This window comes from Marinobacter sp. SS21 (assembly GCF_028369065.1).
Classification (GTDB): Bacteria; Pseudomonadota; Gammaproteobacteria; order Pseudomonadales; family Oleiphilaceae; genus Marinobacter.
This window is the reverse complement of record NZ_JAQNDA010000002.1, coordinates 277460-295890: the sequence shown is the minus strand read 5'-3', so window position 1 is coordinate 295890 and position 18431 is coordinate 277460. Positions and strand designations below refer to the sequence as shown.

At 57.3% G+C, this 18431-nt stretch carries 18 protein-coding genes; 9 read left to right on the top strand and 9 right to left on the bottom strand.

Going from position 1 to position 18431, the window contains the following annotated elements; all coding sequences use genetic code 11:
- Positions 1 to 12 precede the first annotated feature (12 nt).
- Complete coding sequence (locus N6L25_RS03645) at positions 13 to 1362, bottom strand: hypothetical protein (protein WP_271977955.1); 1350 nt, start codon at positions 1360 to 1362, stop codon at positions 13 to 15.
- Positions 1363 to 1675: 313 nt separating this feature from the next.
- Complete coding sequence (locus N6L25_RS03640; protein ID WP_271977952.1) at positions 1676 to 2656, bottom strand: NADPH:quinone oxidoreductase family protein; 981 nt, start codon at positions 2654 to 2656, stop codon at positions 1676 to 1678.
- 231 nt (positions 2657 to 2887) lie between these two features.
- Between N6L25_RS03640 and N6L25_RS03635 the strand changes: the two genes are divergently transcribed.
- The 5 genes from N6L25_RS03635 to N6L25_RS03615 all read left to right on the top strand — a co-directional run bounded on the left by N6L25_RS03635 (position 2888) and on the right by N6L25_RS03615 (position 7641).
- Positions 2888 to 3499: a trimeric intracellular cation channel family protein gene (locus tag N6L25_RS03635; RefSeq protein WP_271977950.1), complete on the top strand. Its 612-nt coding sequence runs from the start codon at positions 2888 to 2890 to the stop codon at positions 3497 to 3499.
- A gap of 181 nt (positions 3500 to 3680) precedes the next feature.
- On the top strand, positions 3681 to 4979 hold the full coding sequence (locus tag N6L25_RS03630; protein ID WP_271977947.1) for an NCS2 family permease: 1299 nt from the start codon (positions 3681 to 3683) through the stop codon (positions 4977 to 4979).
- A gap of 11 nt (positions 4980 to 4990) precedes the next feature.
- A complete protein-coding gene (locus N6L25_RS03625) occupies positions 4991 to 5533 on the top strand; it encodes an adenine phosphoribosyltransferase (RefSeq protein WP_271977945.1) in 543 nt (180 codons plus the stop codon).
- Between the two features lie 11 nt (positions 5534 to 5544).
- Positions 5545 to 6207: a fumarylacetoacetate hydrolase family protein gene (locus tag N6L25_RS03620; RefSeq protein WP_271977943.1), complete on the top strand. Its 663-nt coding sequence runs from the start codon at positions 5545 to 5547 to the stop codon at positions 6205 to 6207.
- Between the two features lie 123 nt (positions 6208 to 6330).
- Positions 6331 to 7641, top strand: a complete 1311-nt coding sequence (locus tag N6L25_RS03615) for an ABC1 kinase family protein (protein WP_271977941.1) — start codon at positions 6331 to 6333, stop codon at positions 7639 to 7641.
- Positions 7642 to 8069: 428 nt separating this feature from the next.
- Here N6L25_RS03615 and N6L25_RS03610 read toward each other — a convergent pair whose 3' ends face one another.
- Positions 8070 to 8753: an SIR2 family NAD-dependent protein deacylase gene (locus N6L25_RS03610; RefSeq protein WP_271977939.1), complete on the bottom strand. Its 684-nt coding sequence runs from the start codon at positions 8751 to 8753 to the stop codon at positions 8070 to 8072.
- Entirely contained in the window at positions 8753 to 10144 is a 1392-nt protein-coding gene (locus N6L25_RS03605) for an FAD-binding oxidoreductase (RefSeq protein WP_271977937.1), read from the bottom strand. Before N6L25_RS03605 ends, N6L25_RS03610 begins: the two co-directional genes overlap by 1 nt.
- A 200-nt stretch (positions 10145 to 10344) precedes the next feature.
- Between N6L25_RS03605 and serA the strand changes: the two genes are divergently transcribed.
- Both serA and N6L25_RS03595 read left to right on the top strand, forming a co-directional pair.
- Positions 10345 to 11574, top strand: a complete 1230-nt coding sequence (gene serA / locus N6L25_RS03600) for a phosphoglycerate dehydrogenase (protein ID WP_271977934.1) — start codon at positions 10345 to 10347, stop codon at positions 11572 to 11574.
- Between the two features lie 372 nt (positions 11575 to 11946).
- A complete protein-coding gene (locus tag N6L25_RS03595; RefSeq protein WP_271977932.1) occupies positions 11947 to 12231 on the top strand; it encodes a hypothetical protein in 285 nt (94 codons plus the stop codon).
- Positions 12232 to 12308: 77 nt separating this feature from the next.
- On the opposite strand, the gene N6L25_RS03590 is transcribed toward N6L25_RS03595, so the two are convergent.
- Both N6L25_RS03590 and N6L25_RS03585 read right to left on the bottom strand, forming a co-directional pair.
- The gene (locus tag N6L25_RS03590; protein WP_271978306.1) at positions 12309 to 12965 is read right to left on the bottom strand and encodes an OmpA family protein; all 657 of its coding nucleotides are present in this window, start codon (positions 12963 to 12965) and stop codon (positions 12309 to 12311) included.
- Positions 12966 to 13007: 42 nt separating this feature from the next.
- Positions 13008 to 14024 (bottom strand): alpha/beta hydrolase, encoded by a 1017-nt coding sequence (locus N6L25_RS03585; RefSeq protein WP_271977930.1) that lies wholly within the window; start codon positions 14022 to 14024, stop codon positions 13008 to 13010.
- Between the two features lie 231 nt (positions 14025 to 14255).
- Here N6L25_RS03585 and N6L25_RS03580 point away from each other — a divergent pair, with 231 nt between their 5' ends.
- Both N6L25_RS03580 and N6L25_RS03575 read left to right on the top strand, forming a co-directional pair.
- Entirely contained in the window at positions 14256 to 15149 is an 894-nt protein-coding gene (locus N6L25_RS03580; protein ID WP_271977927.1) for an alpha/beta hydrolase, read from the top strand.
- A complete protein-coding gene (locus tag N6L25_RS03575) occupies positions 15146 to 15907 on the top strand; it encodes an SDR family oxidoreductase (RefSeq protein ID WP_271977925.1) in 762 nt (253 codons plus the stop codon). The genes N6L25_RS03580 and N6L25_RS03575 overlap by 4 nt, the downstream gene beginning before the upstream one ends.
- On the opposite strand, the gene N6L25_RS03570 is transcribed toward N6L25_RS03575, so the two are convergent.
- The 3 genes from N6L25_RS03570 to N6L25_RS03560 are packed head-to-tail and all read right to left on the bottom strand — an operon-like array spanning position 15836 to position 18408.
- Positions 15836 to 16219, bottom strand: a complete 384-nt coding sequence (locus tag N6L25_RS03570; protein WP_442915201.1) for a GIY-YIG nuclease family protein — start codon at positions 16217 to 16219, stop codon at positions 15836 to 15838. The two genes, N6L25_RS03575 and N6L25_RS03570, sit on opposite strands and share 72 nt — an antisense overlap.
- On the bottom strand, positions 16216 to 17121 hold the full coding sequence (locus N6L25_RS03565) for a DMT family transporter (RefSeq protein ID WP_271977923.1): 906 nt from the start codon (positions 17119 to 17121) through the stop codon (positions 16216 to 16218). The genes N6L25_RS03570 and N6L25_RS03565 overlap by 4 nt, the downstream gene beginning before the upstream one ends.
- A gap of 6 nt (positions 17122 to 17127) precedes the next feature.
- Entirely contained in the window at positions 17128 to 18408 is a 1281-nt protein-coding gene (locus tag N6L25_RS03560) for a TRAP transporter large permease (RefSeq protein ID WP_271978304.1), read from the bottom strand.
- Positions 18409 to 18431: the final 23 nt, after the last annotated feature.

The following is an 18431-nucleotide window of genomic DNA, read 5'->3' as shown; positions in this document are numbered from 1 at the left end:
CTGACACCACAGTCACTTGTTAGCAGTACCCTCTTCAACTGCCACAATAACTGCCCGACCAATTTCAAGAAACTCACGTATTAGTTGAGCAAGGCTATTACTCTGATCTGAGCTGGTACCTATCCAGCCGCGATTGACCATTCCAGAAAATTCAGTGTTTGTTAGATACCTTGGCGAATTTTTAAAGGTAATAAGCCTTCCTCCTCGCTCACCTTTCGGGCCATCACCCCCAAGTAAAAATTTCATATAGCTGTTAGTGATGTACATTCCTGCAATTAGTTTTTCCGTCGCAGCCTGCAAACCCTTATTTGGCACCAGCTTGTAAAGGAAACCATCATGATTAAGTCTAAATTCATCGTGGCTCGATATATCTGAATTTATTTTTACTTTTTCTTGAAAATCGTTTATGCGGGCTACTTCCTTATCTAGTTGCTCATCAGGCCTATAATAAAATCCTTCGACATCACTCTTTTCTTTCATCAATTTATACTGAACCAGAACAAAAGAATGAAATCTCCTGTTATAGTAGATTAGGTCAACACCTAGCGTGTGCTCTAAATGATTTTTATTAGCATAAACAACCTCTAGAACTCTACTTCCTTGCTCAAACTTTGAAACACCCAAGTTATGTAAAGAAGCTTTCTCATTTTCCCAATTGAATAAATCGTGCTGAATTGCAGACTCTTCTTGGATATAACGCTCTGGAATGCCAGACAAAAATGACACTGAACTATCTTGCGGCAGATTTAAATAAGCCTCCATAGAGTCGTGATCGTAGTTATCTACGTTGTCAAGCTTAGGTGCCCAGGACTTAAGGACGTCCTTCCTTAGCTCGTTATTACCACTAAAAATATCAAGCGCTGCACCTAAAGCTTCACGCTCCTGAATAAGGACTTCTGCAGCCTCACCTTTTAATCGATATTTTGAAACTGTGGTTATTGATATTAGTCTCTCGATCTCATCGACCAAGCCTGGGCGGAGTTCTTTTATGGCTTTTATAGTTTCAAACCACGTCTTCTCTGGCAGCCTTCCTCCTCGACCAGTTGAACTCTTCATAAAGTGCAGTTGTGTATTGGGAGATAGCAAACCCTCTACTTCACGAATGGAGATTGAGCCCAAGTCAACTAAATCAGAAAACTCAACTCGTGACTTACCAGTAACCACTCGACTTCCTTTTGTGGCTAGCGCTATAAAGTCAATCGTGCGCCCGGTAAAGGATAGCAATACAACTTGAACCTGTTTAATTTCCCAGTCATAAACACTTAATGCATCTGAAAATCTATGATCCCTTCGTTCTTCACTCAGTAGATAGTTTCTCTGATCTTCATCAAAGTGAATTATTAGTCCTACTGATTTCGACATATAGATCCTTCTTAAGTACTGCTAACAGCAATTAGACGGATCGCTCCGCTTTCACACAAAGTTGACTGCGTCATGACTACACAACTTCACTGCGATCTTGGACCGATCCTCAAGATACAAAACAATAGCCTAGCCAATAATTTTTTGCTTCACCATGGCATCATTGGACTGCTGCGATTTACTCCTACATTAATGCCTTCCTGAGCCTCCGTACGAGCACCTGGGCGAAGAACAAAAAAACCGGGCGGTGGCAGCATCGTCCGGTTTTTTGTTCAGCGTATCCCGCAGGGGCGGAGTAAGGGGGGGGTAGCCGTTACTTGGCGACCTTCAGGACGATTTTTCCCTTTGCCCTGCGTTCCGTCAGCGCGTTCAGGGCGTTGACGTAATCCTCGAATTCATAAACCTCACTCACTTTCGGGTCAATCTTGCCCTGCTCATACAGTGCCAGCAATTCCATCATGTTGTTGGCGCTGGCTTCCGGTTCCATCCGGGTAAAGTTGCCCCAGAACACGCCGACCACCGAACAGCCCTTGAGCAGGGTCAGGTTGGCGGGGATTTTGGGAATGTCACCGGCGGCGAAGCCGATGATCAGGTGGCGGCCATTCCAGGCCATGGCGCGCAAGGCCTGCTCGGTGAAATCGCCGCCTACCGGATCGTAAATCACGTTCACACCTTTGCCGCCGGTCAGCTTCTTGACGGTATCCTTCAGCGGCTCCTCGCTGTAGTTGATCACCTCGTCCGCGCCGGCGGCCTTGGCCACCGCCAGCTTCTCCGAGCTGCTTGCCGCTGCAATGACCCGGGCTCCCATGGCCTTGCCCAGCTCCACCGTTGCCAGGCCAACGCCGCCGCTGGCTCCCAATACCAGCAGGGACTCTCCGGGCTGAATGTTGGCACGCTGCTTCAACGCGTAGTAGGAGGTGCCGTAAACCATGGTGAAAGCTGCGGCCTTGTCGTCGCTCATGGTGGCGGGCACCGGTAACAGGTTGTCCTCCGCAACCACAATTTCCTCTGCGAAGGCGCCGAAGCCGGTCAGGCCGGCAACCCGGTCGCCCACTTTGAAGCGGGTCACCTTGTCGCCAACCGCAATGACCTCGCCAGACATTTCACCGCCCGGGGAAAACGGCATGGTGGGTTTAAACTGGTATTTGCCCTCAATGATCAGGGTATCGGGAAAGTTCAGACCCGCGGCCTTGACCCGCACCTTTACCCCACGCCCTTTGGCTTCCGGGCTCTTAACCTCTTCGATCACCAGAGTATCGGCGGGTCCGTACTCTTTGCATAGAATCGCGCGCATCGTGTCTCTTCCTGTTGGTTGTGTCCGTTAATTAGTTCGGAAGCTATCGGTCAACGCTAATCCCAGACCCTCCATGAATCAAATAAAACCCACTCATGCCCCCCTATAAAAATGTCTAATATAAGTGCAAGTACCCCTCTGCCCGAGGATGAATCAACCATCGATTTTCGCTATGCTGCGCGCCCTGAACCAGCGCCTTTAACACTGAAAACCTCGCGGAACCGACCGTTCATGTTTGACATCGTTTATGGCCTTGAAATGGTTGGCATTGTCGCTTTTGCCATTTCAGGCATGATTGCCGCCCGCTCCAAAAACATGGACCCGGTGGGGGTCTTTACCATCGGTTTCATCACCGCACTGGGGGGCGGAACACTGCGGGATCTGATGATGGATAACCACCCGCTGTACTGGATCAAGCACCAGGAGCAGCCGGTGTTCATCCTGATCCTGGCCATTATTTTCAGCTACTGGCATCGCCTGGGGCGAATCAAGGAGTCCCGTATTGTGGTGCCCGATGCCATTGGCCTGGGCGTGTTCTCGATTCTGGGGGCCCAGTTGGCTCTGGATCTCGGCCACTCCTGGTTCATTGCCTCCCTCCTTGGGGTCATGACCGGCACCTTCGGCGGCGCGCTGCGGGACACCCTGTGCAATGAGGTGCCCTTCATCTTCCGCAAGGACCAGGTCTATGCCTCCATTTCATTTGCCGGCTGCTGGGTCTATTTCCTGTGCCAGTGGCAGTTGGCGAGCGAAACCGCTGCGCTGACCATCGGGTTGATGTTCATCGTCATCACCCGGCTGCTGGCCGTTCGCTTCGATATCCGCCTGCAACGGCCGCAGCACTGACCATTCGGGGCAGACCGGCCACAGGCTCGGCAATGAGCGCTTTGCTACTGGGGCCTTCCCTTACTTGGCCTCGGTAGTTCGAGCCGGTACCATTGCGATTTTTTTAACCAATCCGCCTAATCCAGGCGAGGTTGCGGCCAATCCTATCGTCCTGACCAGCCCCCAAAGGCAGACTTCCCCAATGCTTGAACGACTGTTCCAACTCAAGGCCCACGGCACCACGGTTCGTAAAGAAATCATCGCCGGCGTCACCACGTTCCTGACCATGGCGTACATCATCGTGGTGAATCCCAGCATGCTGCAGGGCACCGGTATGGATTTCGGTGCGGTGTTCGTGGCCACCTGCCTCGCCGCTGTCATCGGCACCCTGATCATGGGCCTCTGGGCCAACTACCCCATAGCCCTGGCCCCCGGCATGGGTCTGAACGCCTTCTTCTCCTTCACGGTGGTGGGCAGCATGGGCTACAGCTGGCAGGTCGCCCTGGGGGCGGTGTTCCTATCCGGCCTGCTGTTTTTCCTGCTCAGCATCTTCCGGGTGCGGGAATGGATCATTAACAGCATCCCGCTGTCGCTGCGCTTCGGCATTTCCGCGGGCATCGGCTTTTTCCTCGCGCTGATCGCCCTGAAAAACGCGGGGATTGTCACCGATCATCCCGCCACGCTGGTGGGACTGGGTGACCTTAAGGCCACCGAAAGCCTGCTGTTCTTTGGCGGCTTCCTGCTGATCTGCGCCCTGGCTTACCGACAGGTAACCGGCGCCGTGATGATCGGCATTATTGCCGTCACGGGCACTGCCATGGGCCTGGGCATGGTGGAGTATCAGGGCTTCGTCTCCGCGCCTCCCAGCCTCACCCCTACCCTGGCGCAACTGGACATTGCCGGGGCCTTCGATGTGGCCATGGTCAGCGTGATCTTCGCCTTCCTGTTCGTGGATCTGTTCGACACCTCCGGCACTCTCATCGGTGCGGCGCAGCGCGGCAACCTGCTGGACAAGGACGGCAAACTGCCCCGCCTGGGCCGCGCCTTGATGAGTGATTCGGTCGCTACCATGTCCGGCGCCGCCCTCGGCACCTCCACCACCACCAGCTACATCGAGTCCACCGCGGGCATTGCCGCCGGCGGCCGAACTGGGCTCACCGCGGTGGTCGTGGCCGCCCTGTTCCTGGCCTGCCTGTTGTTGTCACCCATTGCCAGCATAATCCCGGCCTACGCCACCGCACCGGCCTTGCTGTATGTGGCGGTGCTGATGGCCGGAGGCCTCAAGCTGATCGACTGGGACGACCTCACCGAAGCGGCACCCGCGGTGGTGACCGCCATCATGATGCCCCTCACCTTCTCCATCGCCAACGGTATTGCCCTTGGTTTCATCACCTATGCTTTACTGAAAGCCCTGAGCGGTCGCTGGGCCCAGATCAGTGCCAGCGTGAGTGTTATCGCCGCGGTATTTATACTCAAATTCATCTTCCTGGACGCAGCCTGATCGGATTCGCTATGGACTATTTCGCTGACAGCATCAAGAAAACCATCCGCACGGTGCCAGACTGGCCCAAGCCCGGCGTGAACTTTCGTGATATCACCACGGTCCTGCAGGACCGTACCGCGTTCCGCAAGCTGATCGACGCCTTCGTGCACCGCTATCATGGCCAGGACATTGACGCCATTGCAGCGGTGGACGCCCGTGGTTTCATCATCGGCTCCGCCCTGGCCTACGAGATCAATGCCGGACTGGTACTGGTTCGAAAGAAGGGCAAACTGCCCTTCGACACCCTGGTGGAAGACTTCGAACTGGAATACGGCACCGCCTCGGTGGAGCTGCATAAAGACGCCTTCCGCCCCGGCGACCGGGTTGTGCTGGTGGACGACCTGATCGCCACCGGCGGCACCATGCTGGCGGCGGCAAGCCTGATCCGCAGGATCGGCGCCGACATCGTGGAGGCGGCGGCGATGATCGACCTGCCGGATCTGGGAGGCTCACAAAAACTGCGGGACCAGGGGTTACAGGTTTATACTGTGTGCTCGTTTGACGGCGACTAAGGAGTGCAGCCATGACTGACTACCAACACCACTGGAAGGATGGCAGTCCAATCCACCTGCCATTGGGCAAGATTGTCTGTATTGGCCGCAATTATGCCGAGCACGCCCGGGAACTAAACAACCCGATTCCGGATGAGCCGCTGCTGTTTATCAAACCCGCCACGTCGGCCATGCACATCACCCGCCCCCTTAACCCTCCCCGGGACCGGGGCTCTGTGCACTTTGAAACCGAACTGGCGGTACTGATCGGACGGCCGCTGTGCAACGCCTCGGAAGCAGAGGCCCGGGACGCCATTCTCGGCTACGGCCTGGCTCTGGACCTGACCCTGCGGGACGTTCAATCCCAGTTGAAGGAAAACGGCCATCCCTGGGAACGCGCCAAAGCCTTCGATGGTGCCTGTCCGCTGTCACCTTTTGTGGCTTCGGAAGCCCTGGCAAAGGACCACCTGACCTTCACCCTCGACATCAACGGTCAGCGTCGCCAAACTGGCGATACCCGCAATATGCTGACACCAACCCTGGCACTGATCAGCCACATCAGCCAACACTTCTCCCTGTTACCAGGCGATGTGATATTGACCGGGACGCCAGCCGGGGTGGGTGAACTGGAATCCGGGCAGGTGCTGTCACTGGAACTGGAAGACGCGCTGTTTGTCGAAACGACCGTCGTCTGATATCTGTCGCCCTGTTGTTTCCAATTAGATTTTAGATTCCAACAACTTGTAGTTTCAAACAAACCGGTAGTTTCAAACAAACTGGTAGTTTCCAGCCAATCAGTCAGGACACCCTTAGCAACCATGGCCAAAAAACCGGTTACGTCCCGCAGCGGACGCTTCTTTAAATTGGCGGGCATGACTGCCTCTGTTGCCGGACAATACGCCGGCCAGCGGGCCCGCCGGCTGTTTTCCGGTGAACTGGATGAACAGGCTCGCAGCGAAGGCTATAGCCGGATGGCGGATCAGATCGCCAATACCCTGGGGGAAATGAAGGGAGCGGTGATGAAAGTTGGCCAGATTGCCTCCCAAACCCAGGACTTCCTGCCCAAGGAATTCTCCGACGCCCTGCAGCGGCTCCAGAAAGAAGCCCCGCCCATGCCCTTTGAGGTCATCGTCGGGCAGATTGAATCCGAACTCGGAAAACCGGCGGGCGAGCTATTCGAGTACCTGCAGGAGACGCCCTATGCTGCCGCCTCCATCGGCCAGGTTCACCGGGCCCGCCTGCACGATGGCCGCGATGTCATCGTGAAGGTGCAGTACCCGGGCGTGGATGAATCCTGCGATTCCGACCTCAAGCAGCTGCGGCTTGCCCTCAAGCTCGGCGGTTTGCTGAAGATGCCAAAAGAAAGCGTCGATCAGCTGTTTGCCGAGATTCGCGAGCGCCTGAAGGAAGAGCTGGACTACGACAACGAAGCCCGCAACATTCGCCTGTTTCGGGAATTCCATGAGAAAGATCCCTGGGTCATTATCCCCGAGGTGCTCGACAGTCACTCCCGCCGTCGGGTACTGACCCTGGAATTGGTGGAAGGCGATCATGTCAGCGAGGTGACGCCGGAACGATACGGCCAGGAGACCATCAACGACATCGGGCATCGGATCTTCACCACCATGGCGGACCAGCTGTTCCGGTTCCAGTGCATCCACGGCGATCCCCATGCCGGTAACTTCGCCTATCGGCCCGATGGCACCATCATCCTGTACGATTTCGGTTGCGTGAAGAAGCTCAAACCCGAGATCGTCGAGTCCTATCGCAAGGCGCTGGTTGCCGCCCTGCACGAAGACTACCAGGCGCTGGACCGCCACCTAATCGACCTGGGCGCCCGGGTGGAATCCAAGCCGGCCATCGACGAGGCCTACTATGCCATGTGGCGGGACATTCTGATTCGCCCCTTTGACAGCCAGGGTCCCTACGATTTTGCGGAATCGAACATCCACAAGGACGTTGCCGCCAAGACCAGCACGGTGTTCAAGTATCTGGACTATTTCCGGCCGCCGGTGGAGAGCATCTTCATTGACCGGATGATTGCCGGGCATTACTGGATGCTGAAGCGGCTGGGGGTACAGGCGGCGTTTCGGTCGGAGTTGGAGAAGTATTTGGAGGGCGCTGGCTGATCGCGCCCAGCCTGAGGGTTTTGTGGATGTGGCCGGTGGTGGGGCTTCCTCCGCTCTCCTCAAAGGTACGTCCTGTACCTATCGGAGACCGCGGCATCCATGCCGCTGCTCCAGAAGCCCCACCACCGTCCACTCATCGACTCCAGAGATATCGTAGGTTCGTCACAGGGTCTGTTGCAGGCCTGAACGCTGCCCCTCACGATGGTCTTCACCACAGTTCGTCAATACCGGCACAATAATTTATGCGGTTCGCGTTGCTCACCAGCATCCTACATGACCTGCCGGTTTCAGGCCCGCATGCAGTCGGGGCCCTGGGAGGGGGAGCCTTGCGGAGCAGGGGCATGGATGCCCCGGTAGCATTGCAGGTACAGGACGTACCTTCAATGCGGTGGAGCATGGCTCCCCCTCCCGAGGGCTTCCATCAACGTCTAAAACCTACCAAGACCGGCCACCCACTCCGCCACCCCGTCGCAGGCTCCCTTACGGATGACCCGCGCCCGGGACACGCTGGCCGGTTCGCCTGGGTCAATCACCGTCACCGGCACGTCGAAGTCCACCTCATGGACCAATCCGGCTGCGGGATAGACCTGCAACGAGGTACCCACGATCAGCAGTTGATCGGCGGTACGAGCCACATCCGCCGCCACCTCGATCATCGGCACCAACTCGCCAAACCACACAATATGCGGGCGCAGCTGACTGCCGTGCTCACAGGTATCCCCCAGCTGGATGGGCTGGTAGCCGATGTCGTAGACGTCCTCCGGATAACGGGTACTGCGAGCCTTGGTGAGTTCGCCGTGCAGGTGGATCACCTCACTGGAGCCGGCCCGTTCGTGCAGGTCGTCGACATTCTGGGTGATGATGGAGACTCGATAAGCCGCCTCCAGTTGCGCCAGCAACCGGTGGGCCCGGTTGGGCTGTGCACCTTCCAGCTGCCGGCGGCGATCATTGTAGAAGCGCAACACCAGTTCCGGGTTGCGTGCAAAGGCTTCGGGTGTAGCCACATCGTAGACGCTGTGTTCCTCCCACAGCCCGCCGTTGTCGCGGAAGGTGGATAGGCCACTCTCGGCACTGATGCCAGCACCGGTCAGGACAACGATGTGTTGCTTCATCAGTCGAAGAGCTTGCCTGGGTTCATCACGCCATTGGGGTCGAACACCTGCTTGATACCGCGCAAATAGGCGATTTCCGCCTCGCTGCGAGTGTAGTGCAGGTAGGGCTTCTTGGTCATGCCGACACCGTGTTCGGCGGATACACTACCCTGGTGGCGTTCGACGATTTCAAACACCCACTTGTTGACCTGCTGGCACTTCTCGAAAAACACTTCTTTCGCCAGCCCTTCCGGCTTCAGGATGTTCAGATGCAGGTTGCCATCACCAATGTGGCCGAACCAGATGATCTCGAAGTCCGGATAATGCTCGGTCACCACCGCATCGATCTCGTTGAGGAACTCCGGCACCTTGGAGACAACCACGGAAATATCGTTCTTGTAGGGGGTGCGGGGCGCAATGGATTCGGAAATCCCTTCCCTCAGCATCCACAGATTCTTGGCCTGGGTTTCGCTCTGGCTGATGACACCATCCAGCACCCAGCCGTTTTCCACGCACTGCTCGAACAGGCGCATGGCTTCGTCCATCACCTGATCGGACACTGCTTCGAATTCCAGCAATGCGTAATACGGTGCCTCGGTCTCGAACGGAGCCTGCACCTGGCCATGGGCCAGCACGTGCTGCATGGCCTGATGGGAGAAGAATTCGTAAGCGGTTAAATCAATGCTGTTCTGGAATGTCTGCAGCACATCCATGGTGTTGGTCAGATCGTTCAGCCCCAGCACCAGCACAGTGAGATTGTCGGGCTTGCGGGTCAGCTTCATGGTGGCTTCGGTGATAAAGCCCAGGGTACCTTCGGCGCCGATGAACAGGTGACGCAGATCGTACCCGGTGTTGTTCTTCTCCAGATCCTTGTTGAGTTCCAGGATATCGCCCTTACCGGTCACTACCGTCAGCCCAGCCACCCAATCCCGGCTCATGCCGTAGCGAATGACCTTGATGCCGCCGGCGTTGGTGGACAGGTTGCCACCCAACTGGCTGGAGCCGGCAGACGCGAAATCGACCGGGTAGTAGAGGCCATTCTCCTCCGCAAAATCCTGAAGCTGCTCGGTAATCACCCCGGCCTGACAACGCACAGTTCGGTCGCTGGCGCTGAAATCGAGAACCTGATTCATGTAATCGAACGCCACCACCACTTCGCCATGAGCGGCCACGGCTCCCGCACTCAAGCCAGTCCGACCGCCAGAGGGCACCAAAGCTACCCCGGCGTCATTGGCAAACCGAACCAGGGCCTGCACCTGCTCGGTGGATTTGGGGAACACAATGGCCAGCGGCTTAGGGGGGTAAATCTTGGTCCAGTCTTTACCGTAATTTTCGAGGTCAGCGGGATCGGTCAGGACTTTGCCATCGTCCACCAGGGTCTTCAAAGTGGCAATGATCTGTTCGGGATTCATGCAGTTTCCGGTCTCATTCTGGGTTAGGCGGGCCGTCAGCGGGATGAATTGATCCATGCGATCTGACGCGCTGTGAAAATCTGCGTTTATGGTATCATACCGCCCCTGTTCTGTGAGCCTGGCCGCTGGCGGCGGTTCCGCGGGGTCTCACAGGTGACATTACAGTCATACGACGCGACGAAAGGTCTGGAAGCAAGCCCATGTCAAATACGTCTCTCGAAAAGAGCAAAATCCGGATCCTGCTGCTGGAAGGCGTGCATCAATCCGCTATTGATACCCTCAATGCCGCAGGCTACACGAACATTGAGTATCTGACCCACTCGCTGGCCGAGGACGATCTGATCGAGAAGATCGCCGACGCTCATTTCGTGGGTATCCGCTCGAGAACCCAGCTGACTGAACGGGTATTTGAAGCCGCCAAGAAGCTGGTGGCGGTCGGCTGCTTCTGTATCGGCACCAACCAGGTCGATTTGAAAGCCGCCACCCGGCTTGGCATCGCCGTCTTTAACGCGCCCTTCTCCAACACCCGCAGCGTGGCCGAACTGGTCTTGGCTCAAGCCATCCTGCTGCTGCGCGGCATTCCCGAGAAGAGCGCCAAGGCGCACCGTGGCGAGTGGATCAAATCCGCCAAAAATAGCTACGAAATTCGCGGCAAGAAGCTGGGCATCATCGGCTACGGCAGTATTGGCACCCAGTTCAGTGTACTGGCGGAAGCCCTGGGCATGGACGTGTTCTTCTACGACGTTGTGTCCAAGTTACCGCTCGGCAACGCCACTCAGGTTGGCACCCTGCACGAGCTGCTCAACATCTCTGACGTGGTCAGCCTGCACGTTCCTGAAACGCCGGCCACCAAGTACATGTTTGGCGCCGAACAGTTTGCCCAGATGAAGCCCGGCAGCATCCTGATGAACGCCTCCCGGGGCACCGTGGTCGACATCGACGCGCTGGCCGAAGCCGTCCGCAGCGGCAAGTTGCTGGGTGCCGCCGTGGACGTATTCCCGGTGGAGCCGAAGTCCAACGATGAGGAGTTCGTGTCACCGCTGCGGGAATTCGACAATGTGATCCTGACTCCGCACGTAGGCGGCTCCACCATGGAAGCGCAGGAGAACATTGGCCGTGAAGTGGCCGAAAAGCTGTCCATGTACAGCGACAACGGCACCTCAGTGTCGTCCGTCAACTTCCCGGAAGTGGCCCTGCCCTCCCATCCAAACCAACACCGCCTGCTGCACATCCACGAGAACGTGCCGGGCGTGATGTCCGAGATCAACCAGGTATTCTCGGAAAACGGCATCAACATCTGCGGTCAGTACCTGCAGACCAAGGAAGAGATCGGCTATGTCGTTATCGACGTCGACAAAGCCTACAGTGAACTGGCGCTGGAGAAACTGAAGTCCGTCAAGGGCACCGTTCGCTGCCGCGTCCTGTTCTGATCCAATCCGGATTGGCACACTTTGAAAAGGCCTCGTTCACGAGGCCTTTTTTAGTTTCATCGCAGCCCGCCCAAAAGATAGACGCGACCCACTGACTAAGGCGCACTCGCAGGATTTCGAAAGGCCCAGCCGAACCGCATCATTCTCGTCGTTTGCGCTGAAATGGCTTAAATGCGGTTCATTTCGCTCACCGGCATCCTGGTTTTCTACGGAGCCACCGGCTAAATTTGGGAGTTCACGGTGATATACGGCGCCCCCAACAAGCCCGTTGCCACCTTAACAATTTGTAAAACTTTCCTGCCGACAAAAACTTGCTAACTCCTAAATAGCGACCATGGTATTGAATACACGATTACCAGGGAAGCATCAGCTATGACGATCAAAGACTCGCTCATCAACAAACTGGAAACCCAGGCGGGAAAATGGAGCAAGCAGATTGAAGCGCTCTACGCCGAATCCGAAGAAAAAATTGCCAAAGCCAAGGATGACGAAGCCGAAGCTCGCATTGAACGGGAATTCGCCAGCAAGATCAAAGCGCTCGAAGCTCAGATTGAACAATCACGGGAAGAACTCAAGAAGATCGTCAACACCGGCGAAGACAAGCTGCAGGATCTCAAGGATCGTATCGACGAGTGGTTGCCCAGCAACACCAACTAACGCCCCGCAACACAAGGGCATGAATCCCGCCGCCGCGCCTATTCGGGGCGGCGGGATTGCGGGTTCTGGCCTGACAATTACTGGATAGGGGCCAGCGTCAGCTCAACACGGCGATTTTGCTCGCGACCGGCAGCGGTGTCGTTGGAGGCGATCGGGTAACGGGGACCGTAACCCACAGCACGGGTACGGCCAGGCTGAACGCCCTGGTTCAGCAGGAAGTCCCGGACCGACCCGGCACGGCGTTCGCTCAGCAACTGATTGTAGTTCTGGGAGCCGGTGCTGTCGGTGTGCCCTTCAATACCGATCACAGTCTGGTCAAACTCTTTCAGTACCAGCGCAACAGACTCCAGCACACCAGTGAAGCTGGGCTTGATGGTGGACTGGTTAACGTCAAAGGTGATGTTGCCAGGCATGATCAGCTCGATTTGGTCGCCATTGCGGACCACCCGCACGCCGGAACCTTCCAGCTTCTGACGCAACTGCGCTTCCTGGCGGTCCATGTAGTAGCCAATACCGCCACCAACTGCCCCACCGGCCGCGGCACCGATAAGCGCGCCCTTGGCCCGGTCGCTCTTGCTGGAGGTGGCTGCGCCCACCGCCGCACCACCGATGGCACCGATGATGCTGCCTTTGGTGGCACTGGACACTTTTTCTTCACCGGTATACGGGTCATAGGTCATGCAACCCGCGAGCCCTACTGTTGCGACTGTGACTGCCAGTATTGTTTTCTTCACCATACACCTCTGCACTTTGGTTATGTTGTGAGAATTGATGATTCAGCAGGCCTCCGAATAATGCCCCGGTTCCACATTATCAAACGTGTCGATAATGCTGTTGAACACTGTCGCCTGCAGATCCTTTGCTTCATTCACCAGATGGTGTCGACCATCGGGAATCCGTATTTCCTCAACTGACGAGAACTTGTTTCGTATAATCCTCAAGTTATGCTGCCAGTCAACGGTTAAATCTTTTTCACCCTGTACCACTGTGACCGGAAATTGAATTGGTCGGCAGGATTCAATGTGTGGCACCCACTGACGGAGCGCCGACACCCAGTCCACATGCACGGCCCTGGCCTGCAGCGGATCATGTTCCCTCAGGAACCTCAGAAATCGGCTGTTGCCGCTGTTTTCCGAGAAAATCCGACGCCACCGTTTCAGGAACGGCCGCACCAGGCTGTGTAACAGCTTCGCTCCCAACCACCCCATGGGCCGCACCAACGGCGCCAGCAACACCACACGCCGAAATTCCGACGTGCGTTCGCTGTGGTGGTTTGAAAGCAGGTAATCCAGCAGGATCGCACCGCCCGTGCTTTGCCCCACCGCATACCAGGGTTCCGGAACGCGCTTGCGCAGCCGTGCCATCACATCGCACAGCACGGTCTGATACTCCATAAAACTGCCGATGGCCGCCGGCGTGCCGCTGGACAGACCATGCCCCGGTTGATCATAGGCCAGCACGTCGTAACCGGCGCCCAGGCAACGATCAATCAATTGGCTGTAGAGGCCAATGTGATCGAAATAGCCGTGCATAATGAACACCGTGCCCTTGGAGCCGCTCCCGGGTTGACGGTAATGGTGCGCCACCACCTTGTGGCCTCCGGCCATCAGATAGCCTTGCTGGTAGACGATCTCCGGATGCTCGACCCACAGATCCAGACCGTAGTAGCGGCAGTAAGCGGTCGCTTCCTCGCACAGCGGTGCTGGCAGTTCCGGATCAAACAAAGGTATCGCCTGTAGCAGCGAGTCCCGGTCCCAATCCGGTATGTCTATGTTATCGGTTTTCCAATACACGTAGGATTAAACGCCTGTCATGATGGGTTGGTCGAAATATGGGAAAGATTAGCATACCCGGTGCGGCAGAACTGCCCTGGGAGCCGCTGCATCAGTGAGCAACCTCCCGGACCGTCAGGGACCGGCGCAATCCAGCGCCGGGGGTTCGCCGTCATATTTGCCATTGGCCGCTCGCAAGTCTCTGACTATGCTGGCTGTCTACTTAATTCCGGAATTCCAGGAGAATCCCCGATGCTGCAAGATATCCTGACCGCTGGACTACGCCAAACCATGCAGCGGCTGGTAAAGCCGCTGCTAAATCCGGCCATACCAGTGCCCCTGCAGCGCAGCCTGATTCGACAGGCCTATCGCAGTTCCGTGCCGCCACTGGGCTGCCGCTTCAAGGCAATCCGGCTGGCAGAGGTTCCGGTACTGCGGACCCGCTACGGCAGCGACTCGAATCAGGCCATCCTTTACCTGCACGGCGGCGCCTATGTTATCGGTTCTCCCAAGACACACAAGGGTATTACCGGTCACCTGGCGAAAGCGACCAAGGCGACCGTCTATGCCCCGGATTACCGACTGGCGCCGGAAAACCCCTATCCGGCGGCGCTTGATGACGCCCTGGCGGTTTATCAGGCTCTGCTGGCCGAGGGCTATGACCCGAAGAACATTGCCATTGCAGGCGACTCTGCAGGCGGCGGCCTGGCCCTGGCCCTGGCCATGCGCCTGCGCGACGAAGGCATCGCCCTGCCGGGCTCCCTGACGCTGTTCTCCCCCTGGGCGGATCTGAGCCACGCAGAACTTTATGCCCCAGAGAATGAACCGGTGATTCAGCAGGGCTGGATCGAGAATGCCGCGGGCCTGTACTGCGCCGGAGAACCCCGTACTAACCCCTACATCTCACCCCTCTACGGCGATTTCAGCGGGCTTCCCCCAATCCTGATCCAGGTTGGCAGCGATGAAATCCTGCTAAACGATTCCCAACGGCTGGCCGACAAAGCTCGCCAACACCAAACCGACGTCACGCTGGAGGTGTACAACAGCCTCTGGCACGTCTTCCAGGTCCACGCCGGACAACTGTCCCGCGCCACCGAAGCCATGACCACCGCCGGTGAACACATACGGAGAAATCAGGCCCTATGAAAACCATCCTTATTACCGGTGCCGCTTCCGGTATCGGCGCCGCCACTGCACGCAAATTCGCCCGCGAAGGCTGGCGACTGGGCTTGCTGGACGTGAACGGGGCCGCGTTGAGCAGCCTCAATGAATCCCTGGGCGGTCAGCACTGGACCTGTGAAGTGGACGTGACCGACGGACAGTCGGTAGAGAAGGCCCTGGCTGAGTTCACCCGCTTCAGCAAAGGCCAGCTGGATTTGCTGTTCAACTGTGCCGGCATCCTGCGTATTGGCCACTTCGAACAGATATCGGTCGAAGACCACGCACGCATCATAGACATCAACGTCACCGGCCTGATTCGCATGTGTCGGGCGGCCTTCCCGCTGCTGAAACAAACGCCAGGGGCGCGGGTGATCAACATGAGTTCGGCTTCGGCGATGTACGGCACGCCGCATTTTGCCAGCTACTCCGCCTCGAAATTCGCCGTACGGGGCCTGACGGAAGCGCTGAACATCGAGTGGAAAGCTCACGATATCCTGGTGCAGGACATCATGACCCCGTTTGTGAAAACGCCCATGGTGGACAGCCAATCGTTTAAGGCACCGGTCATCGAGCGGTTGGGGGTCAACCTGTCGGCGGACAACCTGGCGGATGAAGTCTGGCAGACATCGCAGACCGAAGACGTACACCACCTGGTCGGGCTTCAGTTCAAATCACTGGCCCTGGCCAGTAAGTGGCTGCCCAATATCTTTACCCGCGGCATCATGGCCGCCCTCAGTCACTGAGGACGGCTCGCCCCGACCAGCCTTGTCACTGCCTCCGGAGGGCAAGGCTGGCAGGCAGGCATCACCACTAATCAGGTGCTCCTTACGTTGCCGGGACCAGCGCTTGATCTGCCGCTCCAGCCGCAACGCGTCGGACCGGTTGCCCACTGCCGCTGCATAGGCCAGCGACAGCGGCCCTTTGCCACGCAGGCTTCGCGCGCCCTTGGGAGCGCCCGCCTGGTGCTCGGCAAATCGGCGCGCCACATCGGTGGTCACCCCGGTATACAGGTGTCCGGCGGCCGTTCGTACCAGGTAGAGATGCCAGGGCTTCACGAAGTGGCCGCCTCGGTCATTCGACCACGCACCTTACGCTGTTGAACCCAGAGCCCCGCCGCGATTAGCAACAGCCCGATGAAGGTAGACCCGAGGATGACTTCGTCCAGAATCCAGGAGATAAACACCAGAGAGAGGAAAGGAGAAATAAAGATCAGGTTACTGACCCGGGCCGTATTGTCGGCCTTTTTCATGGCGAAGGACCACAGCACGAACGCCAATCCCATCTCAAACACCCCAACATAGATCGCGCTATACAGCGCCACGCCCGGCTCAAGCTCAAAGCCGTCGGTCAGAGCACAGGCGGCGACGATAAAAGGCAGTCCACAGACAAAATTAAGCAACAGGCCGATCACCGGCTCGCGGGTATCCCGGGTTGCCGCAATCCAGTAGCTCGCCCACACCAGAGTGCTCCCCAAGGCAAACGCCACGCCCACCGGATTGGAAAACGACAGCGACAGTACGTCGCCCCGGGTAGCAATGACCACCACCCCGCCATAGCAGATAAATCCGGCCACGATGTCCGCCGCTCGCAAGCGCTGCCCCAAAAATGGCACCGACAAATAGGCCAGCACCAGCGCCCAGGTGTAGTTCAGCGGTTGAGCCTCCTGGGCCGGCAGGCGATCGAACGCGCCGAACAGCAGAAAATAATAGAGACAGGGATTGATCAGCCCCAGCAGCAGGGACAGCAGGTATTGGCGGGCGCTAAGGGTGAACAGCTGCCGCCAGCGCCCCTGGATTATCACCACAAGCGCCATCACCGCAATGGAAGCCAGACAGGCCACCAGCAGCAGCTGAACCGGGCTCAGCTCCCGTAACGATAGTTTGAACGCAGTGGCTACCGTCGACCACAGCAGTACGGCGCCAAGCCCAAACAGCATGGCGTGGGTCTGATTTTTCATGGTGCCCTAATCCATCAAGCCAGGCAGGAACAACGCGATCTGCGGGAACAGGATTAGCAGCACCGTCGACAACAACAACAGCATGATGAACGGCGGTGTTCCGGCAATCACATCCAGGTAGGGCCTTCGGAAGATGGCCACGGCGGTGAATATATCGCATCCAAAAGGCGGTGTCGCCGAGCCAATGGCCGCCTGCAGGGTGACCAGAGTTCCGACCAGTACCGGATCAATGCCGGCCGCCGCCACGGCAGGGGCAAAGATGGGGGTGAGAATGAGGATGACCACGATGGGGTCCACAAACATGCAGCCGATAAAATAGGATACAGCAATAAGCGCTAGCACCATGTAGGGATTTTCTGCCGCGCTCTCAATCACCCCACCCAACATCAGCTCCGGCAACTTGGCAAAAGAAATCACCCAGGAAAAGGCGGTACCGGCGGCAACCAGGATAAACACCACCGCCGTAATCAGACCGGTGGACAGGGCAATGGAAGGTAAATCCCGAAAGCTGACCTGGCGAAAAATGACCATCTCCAGCAGCAGTGCATAGGCCACCGACATGGACGCGGCTTCGGTGGGACTGAACAGGCCAGAATAGATGCCTCCAATGATGATCACCGGAAATCCCATCGGCAACAGCGCCTTTTTCAGCGCCGCCAGGCGATCTGGCCAGCTGGCCTTTTCCATCAGGGGAATGTTCAGCTTGATGGATTTGACGTAGCAGTACGCTGAAAACAGTGCCAGGATCATCAGTCCGGGACCAATCCCGGCGATGAACAGATCACCGACCGAGGTGCCAGACACCACGCCATAGATAATCATGCCAATGGACGGGGGGATCAGTAGCGCGATGTCGCTGGCATTGATGATCAACGCCATGGTGAACTTGTCGGAATAACCCGCCTCGACAAGCTTGGGACGCAACGGTTGCCCCATCGCCACCACAGTCGCCTGGGTGGAACCGGACACCGCACCAAACAGGGTACAGGACACAGCCGTTGTCATCGGCAGCCCCCCTCGCAGGTGGCCAACAAATTTGGAAACCAAGTCCAACAGCCGGTCTGCCGTGTGACCCTTGATCATGATGTCAGCCGCCAAAATGAACATCGGTACCGCCACCAAAACGCTCTGGGAGATGCCGCCAATCATCTGTTGCACAATCACCGAGCCGTCCATAAACGGAAACTGGGTGAACAGCAACACCATGGCCCCCACCAGCAGCGGCACCATCATTGGGAACCCCATCAGCAGCAGCGCCACCATCACCACCGCCACCACAATGGACATGGCGGCCATCCCCAGGTTGCCTA

What these genes read in the sequence shown, in the direction of transcription:
- N6L25_RS03560 (WP_271978304.1), bottom strand. Translation starts at nt 18,408, where the DNA reads ATGTCCATTGTGGTGGCGGTGGTGATGGTGGCGCTGCTGCTGATGGGG.
- N6L25_RS03565 (WP_271977923.1), bottom strand. Translation starts at nt 17,121, where the DNA reads ATGAAAAATCAGACCCACGCCATGCTGTTTGGGCTTGGCGCCGTACTG.
- N6L25_RS03630 (WP_271977947.1), top strand. Translation starts at nt 3,681, where the DNA reads ATGCTTGAACGACTGTTCCAACTCAAGGCCCACGGCACCACGGTTCGT.
- N6L25_RS03595 (WP_271977932.1), top strand. Translation starts at nt 11,947, where the DNA reads ATGACGATCAAAGACTCGCTCATCAACAAACTGGAAACCCAGGCGGGA.
- N6L25_RS03580 (WP_271977927.1), top strand. Translation starts at nt 14,256, where the DNA reads ATGCTGCAAGATATCCTGACCGCTGGACTACGCCAAACCATGCAGCGG.
- N6L25_RS03640 (WP_271977952.1), bottom strand. Translation starts at nt 2,656, where the DNA reads ATGCGCGCGATTCTATGCAAAGAGTACGGACCCGCCGATACTCTGGTG.
- N6L25_RS03575 (WP_271977925.1), top strand. Translation starts at nt 15,146, where the DNA reads ATGAAAACCATCCTTATTACCGGTGCCGCTTCCGGTATCGGCGCCGCC.
- N6L25_RS03620 (WP_271977943.1), top strand. Translation starts at nt 5,545, where the DNA reads ATGACTGACTACCAACACCACTGGAAGGATGGCAGTCCAATCCACCTG.
- N6L25_RS03605 (WP_271977937.1), bottom strand. Translation starts at nt 10,144, where the DNA reads ATGAATCCCGAACAGATCATTGCCACTTTGAAGACCCTGGTGGACGAT.
- N6L25_RS03610 (WP_271977939.1), bottom strand. Translation starts at nt 8,753, where the DNA reads ATGAAGCAACACATCGTTGTCCTGACCGGTGCTGGCATCAGTGCCGAG.
- N6L25_RS03615 (WP_271977941.1), top strand. Translation starts at nt 6,331, where the DNA reads ATGGCCAAAAAACCGGTTACGTCCCGCAGCGGACGCTTCTTTAAATTG.
- serA (WP_271977934.1), top strand. Translation starts at nt 10,345, where the DNA reads ATGTCAAATACGTCTCTCGAAAAGAGCAAAATCCGGATCCTGCTGCTG.
- N6L25_RS03645 (WP_271977955.1), bottom strand. Translation starts at nt 1,362, where the DNA reads ATGTCGAAATCAGTAGGACTAATAATTCACTTTGATGAAGATCAGAGA.
- N6L25_RS03635 (WP_271977950.1), top strand. Translation starts at nt 2,888, where the DNA reads ATGTTTGACATCGTTTATGGCCTTGAAATGGTTGGCATTGTCGCTTTT.
- N6L25_RS03625 (WP_271977945.1), top strand. Translation starts at nt 4,991, where the DNA reads ATGGACTATTTCGCTGACAGCATCAAGAAAACCATCCGCACGGTGCCA.